This is a genomic window from Shewanella livingstonensis (assembly GCF_003855395.1).
Lineage (GTDB): Bacteria > Pseudomonadota > Gammaproteobacteria > Enterobacterales > Shewanellaceae > Shewanella > Shewanella livingstonensis.
In genome coordinates this window covers 1789013-1804640 of the sequence record NZ_CP034015.1, presented here as the reverse complement: position 1 = coordinate 1804640, position 15628 = coordinate 1789013, and the positions used below count along the sequence as shown (strand labels likewise).

15 protein-coding genes are annotated in these 15628 nt (G+C 40.9%); 5 read left to right on the top strand and 10 right to left on the bottom strand.

Annotation, left to right across the window (positions count from 1 at the left end; all coding sequences use genetic code 11):
- Positions 1–2 precede the first annotated feature (2 nt).
- Entirely contained in the window at positions 3–1631 is a 1629-nt protein-coding gene (pfaD, locus tag EGC82_RS07850) for an eicosapentaenoate synthase subunit PfaD (RefSeq protein ID WP_124730269.1), read from the top strand.
- A 74-nt stretch (positions 1632–1705) separates the two neighbouring features.
- Entirely contained in the window at positions 1706–1963 is a 258-nt protein-coding gene (locus EGC82_RS07845; RefSeq protein WP_124730268.1) for a hypothetical protein, read from the top strand.
- A gap of 86 nt (positions 1964–2049) precedes the next feature.
- Here the strand turns inward: EGC82_RS07845 and EGC82_RS07840 are convergent, their stop codons facing one another.
- A complete protein-coding gene (locus EGC82_RS07840; protein ID WP_124732593.1) occupies positions 2050–2688 on the bottom strand; it encodes a fumarylacetoacetate hydrolase family protein in 639 nt (212 codons plus the stop codon).
- Positions 2689–3146: 458 nt separating this feature from the next.
- Here EGC82_RS07840 and EGC82_RS07835 point away from each other — a divergent pair, with 458 nt between their 5' ends.
- The gene (locus tag EGC82_RS07835) at positions 3147–5183 is read left to right on the top strand and encodes a methyl-accepting chemotaxis protein (protein ID WP_244212556.1); all 2037 of its coding nucleotides are present in this window, start codon (positions 3147–3149) and stop codon (positions 5181–5183) included.
- A gap of 617 nt (positions 5184–5800) precedes the next feature.
- On the opposite strand, the gene EGC82_RS07830 is transcribed toward EGC82_RS07835, so the two are convergent.
- Genes EGC82_RS07830 through EGC82_RS07820 form a run of 3 tightly spaced genes read right to left on the bottom strand, consistent with a single transcriptional unit; the run spans position 5801 to position 8157 of the window.
- Positions 5801–6817 carry a succinylglutamate desuccinylase/aspartoacylase family protein gene (locus tag EGC82_RS07830; RefSeq protein WP_124730267.1) on the bottom strand — a complete coding sequence of 339 codons (1017 nt, stop codon included), beginning with the start codon at positions 6815–6817 and terminating at the stop codon, positions 5801–5803.
- A complete protein-coding gene (gene rimK / locus EGC82_RS07825; RefSeq protein ID WP_124730266.1) occupies positions 6817–7722 on the bottom strand; it encodes a 30S ribosomal protein S6--L-glutamate ligase in 906 nt (301 codons plus the stop codon). The genes EGC82_RS07830 and rimK overlap by 1 nt, the downstream gene beginning before the upstream one ends.
- 3 nt (positions 7723–7725) lie before the next feature.
- Positions 7726–8157, bottom strand: coding sequence for an ATP-dependent zinc protease family protein (locus tag EGC82_RS07820; protein ID WP_124730265.1), 432 nt, complete (start codon positions 8155–8157; stop codon positions 7726–7728).
- A 468-nt stretch (positions 8158–8625) separates the two neighbouring features.
- Between EGC82_RS07820 and EGC82_RS07815 the strand changes: the two genes are divergently transcribed.
- The gene (locus tag EGC82_RS07815) at positions 8626–9297 is read left to right on the top strand and encodes a DUF2461 domain-containing protein (RefSeq protein ID WP_124730264.1); all 672 of its coding nucleotides are present in this window, start codon (positions 8626–8628) and stop codon (positions 9295–9297) included.
- Positions 9298–9546: 249 nt separating this feature from the next.
- Positions 9547–10923, top strand: a complete 1377-nt coding sequence (locus tag EGC82_RS07810; RefSeq protein WP_124730263.1) for an RsmB/NOP family class I SAM-dependent RNA methyltransferase — start codon at positions 9547–9549, stop codon at positions 10921–10923.
- A gap of 110 nt (positions 10924–11033) precedes the next feature.
- On the opposite strand, the gene EGC82_RS07805 is transcribed toward EGC82_RS07810, so the two are convergent.
- From EGC82_RS07805 to EGC82_RS07780, 6 genes are all read right to left on the bottom strand, one after another.
- Entirely contained in the window at positions 11034–11432 is a 399-nt protein-coding gene (locus EGC82_RS07805; RefSeq protein WP_124730262.1) for a DUF2802 domain-containing protein, read from the bottom strand.
- Between the two features lie 89 nt (positions 11433–11521).
- Complete coding sequence (locus EGC82_RS07800) at positions 11522–12016, bottom strand: chemotaxis protein CheW (protein ID WP_124730261.1); 495 nt, start codon at positions 12014–12016, stop codon at positions 11522–11524.
- Positions 12017–12018: 2 nt separating this feature from the next.
- The gene (locus EGC82_RS07795; protein ID WP_124730260.1) at positions 12019–13110 is read right to left on the bottom strand and encodes a chemotaxis protein CheW; all 1092 of its coding nucleotides are present in this window, start codon (positions 13108–13110) and stop codon (positions 12019–12021) included.
- On the bottom strand, positions 13094–13888 hold the full coding sequence (locus tag EGC82_RS07790) for a ParA family protein (RefSeq protein WP_124730259.1): 795 nt from the start codon (positions 13886–13888) through the stop codon (positions 13094–13096). Before EGC82_RS07790 ends, EGC82_RS07795 begins: the two co-directional genes overlap by 17 nt.
- 48 nt (positions 13889–13936) lie before the next feature.
- Positions 13937–14398, bottom strand: coding sequence for a membrane anchored protein in chemotaxis locus (locus tag EGC82_RS07785; protein ID WP_244212555.1), 462 nt, complete (start codon positions 14396–14398; stop codon positions 13937–13939).
- Positions 14391–15599: a protein-glutamate methylesterase/protein-glutamine glutaminase gene (locus EGC82_RS07780; RefSeq protein WP_124730258.1), complete on the bottom strand. Its 1209-nt coding sequence runs from the start codon at positions 15597–15599 to the stop codon at positions 14391–14393. Before EGC82_RS07780 ends, EGC82_RS07785 begins: the two co-directional genes overlap by 8 nt.
- Positions 15600–15628 lie beyond the last annotated feature (29 nt).

Sequence of the window (15628 nt, the reverse complement as noted above, 5' to 3'; positions counted from 1 at the left end):
TAATGACAACACAAGTGCATAACGAAAAGCTTTCTCCTTGGCCTTGGCAAGTTAGTCAGCCACACGTCAGCTTCGAGCCCTCAGGCATGGACAAAAAACTTAAAGATTTATCACAAGCGTGTTATGTGGTTAACGACACTCAGTATGGTTTAGGTGTGGCGCAACAAGCTCAAGTTGTGACCGATGCTATTACAGCGATAAATGCACTGCCAGTGAGCGCATTTGCCCCTGCCCTAGGGACCCAAAGCTTAGACGACAGTAATTTTCGCCGCGTCCATGGGGTAAAATATGCCTATTACGCTGGCGCGATGGCCAATGGTATTTCTTCTGAAGAGCTGGTTATCGCGTTAGGCCAAGCGGGTATTTTATGCTCGTTTGGCGCAGCAGGGTTAATTCCATCACGGGTTGAACAAGCGATTAAGCGCATTCAAGAAGCGCTGCCTAATGGCCCATACATGTTTAACTTGATCCACAGCCCAAGCGAGCCAGCATTAGAGCGTGGCAGTGTCGAGCTATTTTTAAAGCATAAAGTGCGTACCGTTGAGGCGTCAGCCTTTTTAGGCTTAACCCCGCAAATCGTCTATTACCGTGCAGCTGGTTTAAGCCGCAATGCAAATGGCGATGTGCAAATAGACAATAAAGTGATTGCTAAAATCAGCCGTACTGAAGTGGCGATTAAGTTTATGCAACCTGCGCCAATTAAAATGCTACAACAATTGGTTGATGAAGGTCTTATCAGCGCAGAGCAAATGGCACTGGCGCAGCTAGTGCCAATGGCTGATGATATTACTGCCGAAGCAGACTCAGGCGGTCATACTGACAACCGTCCATTAGTGACTTTACTGCCGACTATTTTGGCATTAAAAGATGAGGTGCAAGCGCAATACAATTACAAAACGCCTATCCGCGTGGGTGCCGGTGGTGGGGTCGGTACGCCAGATGCTGCACTAGCGACATTTCATATGGGCGCAGCCTATATTGTTACCGGTTCAATCAACCAAGCCTGTGTAGAAGCCGGAGCCAGCGAGCATACTCGTAAGTTACTCGCCACGACTGAAATGGCCGATGTGACTATGGCACCTGCTGCCGATATGTTCGAAATGGGTGTTAAGCTGCAAGTGGTAAAGCGCGGCACCTTGTTCCCGATGCGCGCCAACAAATTATATGAGCTCTATACTCGCTATGACTCTATCGACGCAATCCCTGCTGATGAGCGTGAAAAGCTTGAAAAACAAGTATTCCGTTCAAGTTTAGAAGACATTTGGGCTGGCACCGTAGCGCATTTTAATGAGCGTGACCCAAAACAAATTGAACGCGCTAAAGATAACCCTAAACGTAAAATGGCGTTAATTTTCCGCTGGTATCTAGGTTTATCAAGCCGCTGGTCAAACTCAGGTGAAGTGGGCCGCGAGATGGACTATCAAATTTGGGCCGGACCATCACTTGGCGCATTTAATGCTTGGGCAAAAGGCAGTTATTTAGATGACTACACCCAGCGTCATGCAGTAGACTTAGCTAAACACTTAATGCATGGCGCAGCTTATTTGGCCCGAGTGAATTTATTAACGGCGCAAGGTGTGAGTCTTCCAGTAGCATTACAGCGCTGGCGCCCTATTGACCAAGTAAAGTGATCGATAAACTGATCGACCAAGTAATAGAGTGATCTCGCTTGATTGCGAGCTCAGCTATAAAGATAGGAACCAACATGAGCGATACCCAGAAACTTGATTTTTCAACGATTAACGATCCAACACTGGCGTCGTTTAATCAACAAAAAAATCTGATTAAGCGCATGCTAAAAGGCAATAGTGCCACTTGCAACGACTGTAATAAACCGCTGACGTTACAATTGCCACCTAACACTACAAAGGCCAAACCCGCAGATAAAGCCCCGGGGATTTATTGTGTTAAAGGTTGCACTGATATCGAGCTAGATATGGAAGCCGTAGCGTTAATGAGATAGTGCCAATTTACTTGTCTTAAAAAATGACCATCTTATTAAAGATGGTCATTTTTTATTTCGAGCTTGCTCTATGACGTGCACTAATATTATTTAGCCTGCCATTGCTTAACGATTTCTGGGCTACCACAAAGCTGTTCAATCGGTTTATCGCCAGACAACGCAGTCTCAAATACATTAAATGGCACATTAGCCCATAAGCTCAGCTCAAAGGTACTGTCTGCTGTCACCACGCCTACGCCTTTGGGGGTTCCGGTCATCACAATATCACCATCATTTAAAGTCATAAACTCACTAACAACATTAAATATATCCTGTGGTTGATACATCATTAATTGCTGATGACCTAATTGCGTCACGGCATTATCAATGGTTAATTGAAAGCACCAATCTTTCATATTTGCTGTTATGGCAATAAATTCACTGAATAATGCCGAACCATCAAAGGCTTTTGCTCGCTCCCATGGTAAGCCTTGGTTTTTTAACTTGGTTTGCAGCTCGCGCTTGGTCATATCCAGCCCAACACCGACTGCACTAAACTGACCATCACTTACCATAAAACATAACTCGGCTTCATAATGCAAAGCTTCACCAGCATAACTTAATAAGCTATTAGAAATAGCTGAATTAGGCTTAAGAAATACCACCATATCATCGGGTATGTCGTTACCCAGCTCGTGAATATGCTCAACATAATTACGCCCAATACAGACAATTTTTGATGACATGGTATTGATATCTTGGCCATCTGGTTGCGTTAGTATTACCGATTGTAGATCCACATTAACCTCGAATAATTGCAATAGTGATAAAAGTAACCGTTTTAGCGATAAAAAATATATTGTTTAGACGTTAATCAAACAGTTGAAAGTTGTCTATTCGACTATAAACAGTTATCTGAATTTTTATCCGAAATTTTTACTCACAATGGTCTACCCAGGATTATCTATCTGATGATGGCGGTACGGTCTCAATCGACAGACATTGATACAGGACAGCAATCTACATCGTAATAGTAAAATATTACTATTAAAACAAAGATATATTTCTATTTTTATACAAGTGTATTTACATTTTTTTAACAACGAACTAGTCTAGAGTATGTCGTACTCAGACAATGAATATGCTTAGTGAGATATTAAGACTGTAAGAATGAATGTCAGAAAATTACAATAAGAGATATTAAATGACAATATTCGAATTGACAATCAAACAGAAAATAGCTTTAGGATTTGCCTCAATAGGCTTGTTACTGCTTACTGGAAGTAGCTTTTTCTATAGTTCTCTAAATCAAATTCAAACAGCAAATGATAATATTGAAACCTTAGCGGTTCCCGTTCAAAACCAATCAAATGCACTGCAAATTACCTTATTAAAAATGGCAAAGACAGATAGCCTAGCTTATTCACAAACAGGTAATGACAATATCAATCTCAGCTTTAAACAATTTAATCAATTACAACAAGAATTCAATAACGTATTAACCACGCTGTTAATAAAAGTAGCCGACCAGCCTACGATGCAACAGTCATTAACTCAAGCAAAAAATGCTTATCAGCAGTACGTACAACAATCGCAAACCATGTTCAGAGCAAAACTCGACATAGAGCAAACTCGCGCTAGCTTTACCAACCTAAAACAACAGTTTGACGATGCGCGTATAAGCGCCAGTAACAATATGATTGATTTAGAGCTTATCGAAGCATCTACTGACGAGGCACCATTATTAGCAGAAGTCATTAGCGGCGGAGTGCGCATTGACGATATGTTATTTACACTTGGCAATACCATGACAGAATTAGGCCGATTAACTTCTGTAGAGGCAATCAATATCCATAAACAAGATGTTGCCATGTTATTAGGTAACATAACTGTCAATGGTAATTACTTAGCCCAACAGGCTGAATATTTAAATGCTACTGCCCTATTTGCCGATTTTGACACTAATTTGCGTGCCATTAAACAGTTCACCGATGCTCCTGGCACCTTGTATACCGCGCAACAAAATGTCGTCAATAATCAAAGTTTGGCTGAACAAAGTCATCAACAAGCCAATACGTTTTTTGACGCCACTAATCATCAGTTAGATCAATTAGTCAAACTCGCTAACAAAAGATTTCAAGAGTTACAAATAGTTGCAATAGATGAAGTGAGTACCGCAAAAACATTAGCAATTTCAATGGCTGTAATATTTGTATTAATGGCGACCTTTATTTATTACTTTACCTCAAAAGCGATGTTAGGCCCTTTACAAGCAATTAACAGGGCATTATCGCGCATCGCTAGCGGTGATTTATCTCATCGATTAACTAAGCGAAATAATGATGAATTCGGTGAGTTGATGGATAATATTAATAAACTGTCTGACGAGTTAACTCACTTACTTGAAGCCATTAGCCATGATGCTCACTCACTCGATGCAGCTGCTATCCGCTCACAAGAGCAAAGTGAAAAGATATCTACATCAGCAGTAATTCAAATCAGCAGTATTGGTCAAGCTAAGCAACTTGCAGAACAAATCCATCACAGTTCAAATCAGGTGAATGAGCAAGCCTCCGAATCAGAACAGCATGTCAAATTAGCTTCTTTACAAGGGGTACAAATAAAGGGAATTGCTAATGATAATCGTATCCGTATTGAAACCTTATCTGCCAGCCTGCACGACTCTGTTGAGATCATGGCCAAACTGAGTCAGCACAGTAATAATATTGGCGGAATTTTAACGACTATTAGTGCGATTGCCGATCAAACCAATTTATTAGCCTTAAATGCGGCGATTGAAGCGGCGAGAGCGGGTGAACATGGCCGTGGTTTTGCCGTAGTAGCCGATGAAGTTCGCTCATTGGCCTCTAGAACGCAATTATCAACAGCCGAGATTCAAACCATGACTAATGCCCTGCAACAAGAAACGATTCATGCCGTAAATGCTATCTCTCGAGGACAAATACAAGCCAGTGAATGTGTGGAACAAAGTCAGTCGTTGCATGATGCTATTGAGCAAATTGAAAAGGCTTTGAGCACCATCAATGGCATGAGCCAAAGTATTACTTATGCATCTAATGAACAAGTAAATTATAGCCAACAAATAGAACTTACCATGAGCCAAACTGCTGATGCTGCAGAGCAAAATGCACAAGAATCGACATCGATGACAGAACAAAGCCAACAACTAAATCAATTAGCTCATTCACTGACCACCTCGGTTGAACGATTTACGCTGTAATGCTCCAGTGCTCTGATCATAAGCACTAACATAAAAATAGGCCAGAAACTGCAAAAGTTTCTGGCCTATTTTGACTCTATAACAAATTCTGTAGCGTATTATCAATTCTTACCTAAGGTGCCTACGGAAAAACGCGATTTTTACGCCGATTTTTAACCCGTCCCATCAACACTTTATCGCTTTAAATACATGCCCACATTTCCTTGAAACTTCACTTGGCATGTCTGGATAGCGCACTAAATTAACTGGTTTACCAATTAAATCACTTTCATCAAAACCACTGACCTCAACAAAGCATCGTTATAATAGCTAATGCGGCCACGCCGTTCGGTGTCTGAAATTAAGCGGACATCATCATCGAAGTAACACTACTTTTGGTTGATAGGCTGATAGGCTGATAGGCTGATAGGCTGATTATAGCTTGATAGGCATTTGAAAAAATTCAATACAATAATTAATTTAACGCATTTAAGACACTCAGAGGCATAAACTTAACCCGCAGGACCTTGATAGCCCCACGGGTTAATTTAGCTGACAACGTATTGCTATTGAGCCTATGATGTAACATTGCCTCACGGCAAAGTTAACAGCTTAAAGCGAACGTTGATGCACGCAGCTTATTCAGCATACTCTTGCATAAAATCGTCAAGATTGTCGTTGATAATTTCTATCTCATCACCGCTAAATTGCGCAATATGGAACAAGGCTTCGCCTTCATTGGTTACCGGAATATTACTGTTACCAATAATAATACCGTCTGTCGGCGCTAGTAGTGGTGATGGATCGCCGCCTAAAGGATTAACGATGTTGGCTAACACCTGGCCTTTAGACACTCGTTCACCCAGTTTAAGTTTTATATTAACCAATCCATCAGACTCACTGCGCACCCAATAGCTTCGGCTTGCATTAACACTGGTGGTTTTAGTTTTAATTTTACCTTTAGTCATGCTTAAACAGCGCATCACATTGATGACACCATTAACGCCAGACTTAATCGACATGTCGCTAAAACGCAATGCTTCACCGGCCTCATATAAAATACAAGGAATGTTAAGGCTGTTAGCGTAACCACGCATTGAACCTTCACGTGCTTTAGATGACATTATCACCGGAGCACCAAAGGCATTAGCCATCTCGAGCATCACTTCATCGTCGGTATCGCAACGGATCTGCGGTAAGTTCTCACGATGAATAGCCCCAGTATGTAAATCCACAATATGCGTCGCACGTTTAACTAAAATGCTACTAAACAAATGCGCTAATCGACTTGCTAGCGCACCTTTAGCAGAACCTGGGAAACAGCGATTTAAATCGCGGCGATCCGGTAAATAGCGAGATTGTTGAATAAAACCAAATACGTTAACGATAGGAACAACAAGTAATGTTCCCGTTAAGGTTTTAGCATTCACACGACCGAGCAAGCGTCGACATATTTCAATGCCATTTAACTCATCACCATGAATCGCTGCGCAAACCAATAAAACAGGTCCCGCTTTAGTGCCGTGAAACACTTCAACGTGCAGATCCATCGGTGTATCGTTATACAGTTTTGCTGCGGGCAATTTGACACTTTGTTGAGTGCCTGCTGGTACGCTAACATCACCGATAACAAACGGTTCGTGCTTTCTTACCATTAACCAACTCCTTTCGTTTTAGCGCTAGTAGATTTAACATTTTTTTCAATAAATTGAATGATTTTATCAGCGACATCAATACCGGTGGCTTTTTCGATACCTTCAAGACCCGGAGATGAATTCACTTCCATCACTAATGGACCATGTTTAGAACGCAAAATATCTACACCAGCAACATTGAGCCCCATGGTTTTAGCAGCACGTAATGCCGTTGAACGCTCTTCAGGAGTTAATTTAACAATGCTAGCAGAACCACCACGGTGTAAATTTGAACGAAATTCGCCAGGCAATGCTTGGCGTTTCATTGCGGCAATCACTTTATCACCAATTACGAAGCAACGAATATCAGCACCACCCGCTTCAGCAATATATTCTTGCACCATGATATTAGCTTTTAAACCCATAAATGCTTCAATAACAGATTCGGCTGCTTTACGAGTTTCGGCTAATACCACACCAATACCTTGAGTACCTTCAAGTAACTTAATCACACATGGGGCTCCGCCAACCATGTCTAATAAATCAGGGATATCAGCAGGTTTGTTGGCAAAGCCCGTTACCGGTAAACCAATATTCTTGCGAGATAGAAGTTGTAAGGAGCGTAATTTGTCACGCGAGCGAGTAATAGCAACTGACTCGTTTAGTGGGTGAGTGCCCATCATTTCAAACTGACGTAATACTGCGGTGCCATAAAAAGTCACCGATGCGCCGATGCGTGGTATAACCGCATCAAATTTAGGCAATTCTTCACCACGAACATGAATGCTGGGTGCATTCATATTGATATTCATATAACACTTTAATGGGTCGACAATTTTGATAACGTGACCGCGAGCTTCTGCAGCTTCTTTTAAGCGGCTGGTCGAGTATAAATTCTTATTTCTCGACATTATTGCAATATTCATTTGTTATTCTCCTGCTAGAAATGATTCTGCTGAATTAACCAAAAAACGCCCTTCTAAAGCGCGACGACCCAATAACATTCTAAATTTCATGTGATCTCTATTGGTCAATGTCAGTTCGATGTCAAAAAGTTGTTCTCCGATAAGGATCGGGGTTTTTATCACGTAGCGTTTTGTTACGTGACCGCCTGAGTCACTGACATCTCGGCGATCGAACACATGAAATTCACACACGACTTCACGATCAGAACCTTGGTCAGGATGAAGCCAGACTCGAACCCATTTTTGATTATCTTTTTGAAACGGTTTTATTTTGAACGCATGTAAACAAGATGTTTTTGCGCCAGTATCCACTTTGATTTTGACTCTTTCGTTGCCAATATCAGGAAAAGTGCCCCATTCACGCCAACCCACAATACCGAGGGAGTGTTCAGTCATGGTCAATCCTTTCTTGTAGAGGAATTATTCATTCCAAAGTGTAATCGTTTAATAAAATCAATATTTGAGTGGACGTCACAATCAGCTTAGCTTATTGCACTACTCATAGGATATATACGCTAATCGATGTCAACCAACAAGGTTTTACACCAATAAATTAGCCTTAACAACAATTTTAACACCAACACTTTATTTATATCAAATTAACATTAATAACATAGCTAAAAAAAATTTCTATGTCAGTAAGTTAGATAAAAAATTGCAAAGTTTTTAATCCATTATAAAGTTAAGTTTACTTTGAGCTTAAACACACAAAAAACATAAATAATATTAAAATGCTCAAATAACGTTCACAATATTAATGAGTTAAATCAATCATAGCTATTTCACTAAGAGCAGACATTGTTTACCATATTAGCCAAGTTATCACTTCATTATCTGCATTGTTATTGTCAAAAAGGTATCGTCATGTTCAGTCAACTCAGTTTCGATTTTTTAAACAGTCTAGCAGCTAACAACGATAGAGAATGGTTTAAGGCCAATCAGCAACAATACGAAGATCAAGTTAGAACACCTGCATTACAGTTTATAGAAGCAATGCAAGGACCCGTTTTAGCCTTATCGCCACGATTCATTGCGGTAGCTAAAAAAGTCGGCGGCAGTCTAATGCGCCCACAACGAGACAGTCGCTTTAGTAAGAATAAAACGCCTTATAAAACCAATGTTGGTATTCAGTTTAAACACTTTCAAGCTAAAGATGTTCATGCTCCAGGTTTTTATGTTCATATTGCCAATGATGAATGCTTTATTGCCGCCGGTATTTGGCACCCAGAATCAAAAGCCCTCAATGCTATTCGTCAGTGTATTGATGAAAACCCTAATGCTTACCAAAAAGCATTGGGTCAATTGAAGCAGGCAGGATTTGAATTGACAGGCGATTGTTTATCTAGGCCACCGCGCGGATTTGATAAAAACCACCCCATGATTGATGAGCTAAAGCGAAAAGACTTTATCGCTATAAAACCCATCAGCCCTCAACAAATATGTCAGGCAGATTTTGTGGAGTTTTGCGCACAAGAGTATTTACACACAAGCGCACTAATGGCTTATTTATGCTTCGCATTAGATTTGGATTTTTAATACTTAAGCTCCATGATGAAATCATTCATCATGGAGTGGCAACTTTAACGTTAGTCCTGCATTTAATCCTCCAATCATAGTGGTAATCTTCTAGGTGGCTTCTCTTTAGAAGGTTGTTGTTAACATTTTAGCCATTTCTATAGCATCGCAGTTTTAGCTCATTATTTAGATAAGCCGTGTTAAACTAGCAAAAAATAGTCCGCTGTACAGCACCGAGTTATTTGCTGTCACGTAACATCAGGTCCATTCATGATCCATAATATTTCCGCCATGTCTAACGCAACAACATCAGACGACACACATGCGCAAGAAATTGCTGCGACCACACCAGCCCAAAAACGTGCGCTAAGTTATTCTTCAACAATTGCGACACTCTTTAATCAGGTAATGAGTACTAGCATGCCTGCGGATAGAATTATCGGCCAATATTTCCGCGAACATAAAAAACATGGTTCTAAAGACAGACGAGTAATCCGTGAAAGTTTGTTTGGCCTATTTCGCTGGTGGGGTTGGTTAAACCAATTAGAGTCAAGCAAGCAACACACTACATGGTTTCAACAACTCAGTACTTGTGCGATGTTAGAACAACATGAGTGGAATGACATAACTCAAGCTTGGAATGACTTTGCTGATTGGCCTCAAGCGCGCGCCGATAAGACTCTGCTAGAAAATGATGCATCACTAGAGGCTAAGTTAGCAGGCTTTATTACATTAAGTGGCATCGAAACCAGTCAAATAAGCCAATTATTACCACAATGGTTTTGGCAATATTGTCCTATAGATACCACTGAACAATATGCGCTTGTAAACGCCATGAGTACTAGACCGCCTATCTGGGCTAGAGTACAAACATTATCAACAGCAAAAGTAATTGAGTCGCTTAACCAAGCGGGTGTTGAAGCAAAAGCAAGTGCTTACTTTACTGATGCCATCAGTCTGGGTCATAAGAGCATTAATCTAAATGAGATAACGGCTTACAAACTAGGTCATATTGAGATCCAGGACTTGGCCTCCCAGGTTATTGGCCAAATATGCCAGCCTAAAAACCATGAACAATGGTGGGATGCGTGTAGCGGTGCCGGCGGAAAAACCTTACAGTTGTATTCATTAATGTCACAGCAAAACTCAACCTTTACAGGCAGCATTACAGCATCGGATATTCGCCATAAACCGTTAGAAGAACTGCGTAAACGGGCAAAACGTGCTGGTTTTGATAATATTAACGTCGCACCTTGGAAGGGGGAAATATTACCGGTCAATGTGAAAGCATTTGACGGTGTGTTAGTTGATGCACCATGTAGCTGTACTGGTACTTGGCGCCGCAACCCAGATATGCGCTGGCTTGATGATGCAAGTGCCATTACTGACAAGCCAATACTACAGTTAGCCATTTTACGTCGTAGCGCAGCTGCAGTAAAATCAGGTGGTAAATTGGTTTATGCAACCTGTTCTTTATCACCAAGTGAAAATGAACAAATTGTAAAAGACTTCTTATCTGAAACGTCTGAATTTGAACTTGAACCGGTCACGCATCCTTTTACTGGACAGCAATGTGATACGTTAACCATTTGGCCTCAGCAAGCTGATAGTGATGGTATGTTCGTTGCTAAGATGCGTCGTAAGTAGCGTACTTAACCTAAGACGAACTGACATTACCTACTAAGAAAGGGACTCACTAAAAAGCCATCATATCGATGGCTTTTTTTATAATGGCAAGTCAAAGGAACAATATTAGACTATTTACGATGCAGACGAAGTATTAATTCAGCTTCTGCCTTAGGCAGTTCACACTCTTGCATTAGCTCCTCAATTCCAGCCCCAAGACCAACCATTTTAACGGCCCGAGAATATAATTTGGCTTGTGGATCTTGTTGGCTAGCTTCTTCAAGCATATCAAACTGCTTAGAGAGTTTTTTCTCTAATTCTACAACTCGCCTACCCACGCCAATAGTGCCACTACGCAACTCATGTAGTTCACGTTTAACCGCTTCGCGCTGACGGTCGCTTTCTTTTACTAACACGGTCAGGGCATCCACTTTAGTCTTTAATTTACTCGACTGTTTTTGCAAGTAAAGCACTAAACCAAGACATGCAATAACGTACACTAAAGCTGCAATTAGAAATTCATCACCCATTAACATACCTATGTTGCCATTACTTAAAAGCACCAATCTAAAGCAAAAAGCCAACAGCTATTCGGTTGGCTTTTTTCGTTATAATGCGATTAAATTTGAGTTAATTCAACCCACTCATCGTCAGATAATAATTTATCTAGATCAACTAAAATTAATAGTTCATTATCGCGATTACTCACGCCCTGGATAAATTTGGCACTTTCTTCAGTACCCACGTTAGGGGCATTATCTATTTCTGAACGACGTAGATAAACCACTTCAGCTACGCTATCAACTAAAATGCCAATCACTTGTTTTTCAGCTTCAATAATTACAATACGTGTCGAATCGTCTAATTCAGCAGATTGTAAACCAAAACGTGAGCGAGTATCGATAACCGTGACTACGTTTCCGCGAAGGTTAATAATCCCCAACACATAATCAGGTGCGCCTGGTACAGGAGCAATTTCGGTATAACGTAATACTTCTTGAACCTGCATTACGTTAATGCCGTAGGTCTCATTGTCTAACTTAAATGTTACCCATTGTAATACTGCATCGTCTTTACCTGCAGCAACCGCTGCTACACTTCTAGAATCGCTCATAGTTAACCTCGGTCAATCGAATCCTGACAACCTAAACCTGCATCAAGCATTTTGATTAATGCTTGCACATGTAAAATGCCACACATTTGTTGTTTTACTACCCCGGCAAGCCAAGGGCGCTTACCCGGTTTTTCACGCCAATTGACGTGTGATTTATCTATTTTAACGGCGTTAACTAACGATTCGCACGTTAATCCCCACTGACTATCTTCAAGCATAACAATATATTGATAATTTACCGTTTGTGCTAATTCAGGAGAATACTTTTCAGGCATTACCCATGCACAGGTATCAACCACATTTATTTTACTATCTCGGTGGGTTTGCACCCCTTTAAACCAAGAAGGCCTACCAATTAGGTGGTTTATTTTGTCAATTTTAATAATCCCACCCAAACTTACCAGCGGCACCGCTAACGTTAACCCCGCGACATTGAAGAATAACACTTGAAATTCATCATCAAGTACTTCTTGTAGATCATGGGTAATACTAGGCGGTTGATACCCTGCCTGAGTGTCTGGCGTAGTATGCTCATGTGCTGACGATAGCTGTACTAACTGATCATGCTTAATGATAGCGTCTTTTATATCAGCGTGTGAACTTTCGTTATTGTTTATATCGACTAACGGATTGATTTCTTTATCCGTTAGTACTATTTCTGGTGTTTTTGTATCATTAACAGCCGTTTTAGGCTCAATATGAGTGATAGCCTGACGAACACGTTCAGCACTTGCTTTAATCTGTTGTGATAAATCAGTTTCTGCATTGGGTTTAGAGACTGCAGATAATAATTTTTCAAGCGCCATTTTATCAACATTGGTTGTCGGCGGTGCATACTGCCATTGACTGGTTATAGGTGATGAAACCTTAGGCAATATTTGTTGTGAATAATGAGTGGATATAGGTATTGCTGATGCATCTGTGGCAGTGGTTTTGTCCTCGCTAATATTTGACGTTTTATTGGCGATATCATTAACAGGGGTCACAGAAATAGCTTGTTTTACCTCAAGGCTTTGCTCAGGAATCGATTTAGGCGGTTCCTGCAGTAAAAGACTGAAATAATCAAAAACAGTTTCATCAACCGATTTTGACATGGGTAAACTCCTGAGAAAATAAAAAATCCAGTAAGCGATTATAGGCTTTAACACCTCGGCTACTGGCTGAATAATGTGATGCAGGTAAATGAGCCAAACTGGCATCTCTAAATTTAGTATCTACAGGTATGACATCGTTAGGCCAAAGTGTTGAGCTGTAGTTGTCTTGCAAAAATTGCAGTGCTATTGGAGAAGCTTTAGTTCGCTTATCATACATAGTTGGCAATACGGTAAAGCTGTAACGAGTTTTCTTAGACCGTCCCATAATATCCATGGTTTTGACCATCCGCTCGAGGCCTTTTATGGCCAAAAACTCTGTCTGGACTGGGATAATAATGTGCTGGCTTGCCGCTAATGCATTAACCATTAATACCCCTAATACTGGCGGGCAATCAATAATAGCCACATCATATTTATCTTCCAGTAATGCCAACAAATTACGCAGAACCAACCCCATACCTTCCTGATGGCCTAATGACCTATCAAGTGTAGCTAACGCCATGTTAGCCGGGATTAGATCAAGCCCCTCGATTTGAGTGGGAATAACATTTTGTAGAATAAATTCTTGAGTAAGTGTCTGATGATTCAAAAACACATCATAAAGCGAACAAGGCACTTCGTCTGAATCAATACCTAAATAATAACCCAATGAAGCATGAGGATCGGTATCAATAATAAGCACTCGTTGGCCGCGCTTAACCAATGCCCCGGCTAAACTGGCTACTGTGGTGGTTTTACCAACGCCACCTTTTTGGTTAGCTACCGTCCATACTTTCAAAAAAGCCTCTCAACTTATTATAATGATGCTGTTATGGAATATTGACTACTATTTGTGTTGTTTATCATCACGGGTGGTGACACGGATACCGCCATTTGGTAAACGAATAACCTTAACTCCTTGAGCATCTTCTGACACTATGACCTCTTGATCATTGTGTGCCGCTGGTGCATCAGTATCATGCTTAACTTTATCAACATTAGTAACCTGTGCGCCAACCAAAGCACCTGGTCCAAACAACACACTTTGCGCTTGCTCCTTTCCTGCAGACGCTATAATGGCTTGAGTTTGTTCAGGATGCTGAGTTAGCCAGTTAGCAATATTAGCTGCTTGATCTTCTGGTACCATTAATAACACTTGGGATGCGGTTAAACGTACTACTTCTTGCTCTAATAGCGTGGCCTTTTGATGAGCATCAACATACAAACCCGCCAATACAATGATAGTAATAAAGGATAGAAAAAAACCCAGCATTTGCTTTGTTTGTAATGAATACTCAGGCTTAGCCACGACTAGACTCTTTTAAAATAGCTTCAGCCATATTATCTAAGGAAATAGAGTGAGTTGAGATACCTGCTGATGCCACGGCTTGTGGCATACCATATACCACACAGCTTGCTTCATCTTGTGCCCAAATAGTCGCGCCAACAGACTTTAACATTCTGGCCCCTTCTCTACCGTCAGCCCCCATACCGGTTAACACCACAGCTAAAACATCACCATTAAAGGCTTTAGATGCTGACGCAAAAGTAATATCAACGCAGGGTTTATAATTCATTTCAGGGGTTCCTGGAATAACTTTGAGCCTTCCAGTAATACCATTTCGTTCAATCATCAGTTGCATACCTCCTGGTGCTAAATAAGCACAACCAGGACGCATAACATCACCATTTTCAGCCTCTTTAACATCAATTTTGCACAAGGTATTTAAACGTGCTGCAAATGCTGGAGTAAACGCAGCAGGCATATGTTGGATTAACACGATAGGATGAGGATAATTGGCTGGAAATGCAGTTAATACCTTCTGCAATGCGACCGGTCCACCCGTAGATGTGCCAATTAATAACACTTTATATTGCTTACCGCTGGCGCGAATAGACGATAATGATGACGTTATTGAATTTGCAGGAGAACGCTCAGTCGATGTACCAGATAAACTGGAACGAGCAACTACTGGAGGCATTGTTGAAGCAGTTGACGTCAAACGACTACTTAATGGTCGACGAGGCGTAAGTGCATCCGTAGCAGCCACAGCTCGACGAGGTTCAGGTACGTTGATAGCGCTAGATGTTAATGAGCTTGAACGATACATCCTACGTCGACCTAATGCTTTTATTCGTTGCTGTAACAACAGTATCGCATCGTCTTTATTAGTCGCTATATCCTCAAAACGTTTGGGCAGAAAGTCCAATGCACCAGCTTCTAACGCATCTAGCGTTGCTTTGGCACCATCATGAGTTAGCGATGAAAACATTAAAATAGGCGTAGGATTGTTAGCCATAATTTCACGGACAGCAGTAATACCGTCCATAACAGGCATTTCAATATCCATCGTAATGACTTGAGGCTTTAATTTTGCAGCCATATCAACAGCTTCTTTGCCGTTAACAGCAACGGCAACAACTTCGAGTTCAGGATCTTGATTAACAATCTCACTGACTCGACGTCGAAAAAAGCTAGAATCATCTACAACTAGTACTTTTATGGCCATTTAATTCCTTAAATAATGGAACTTTTATT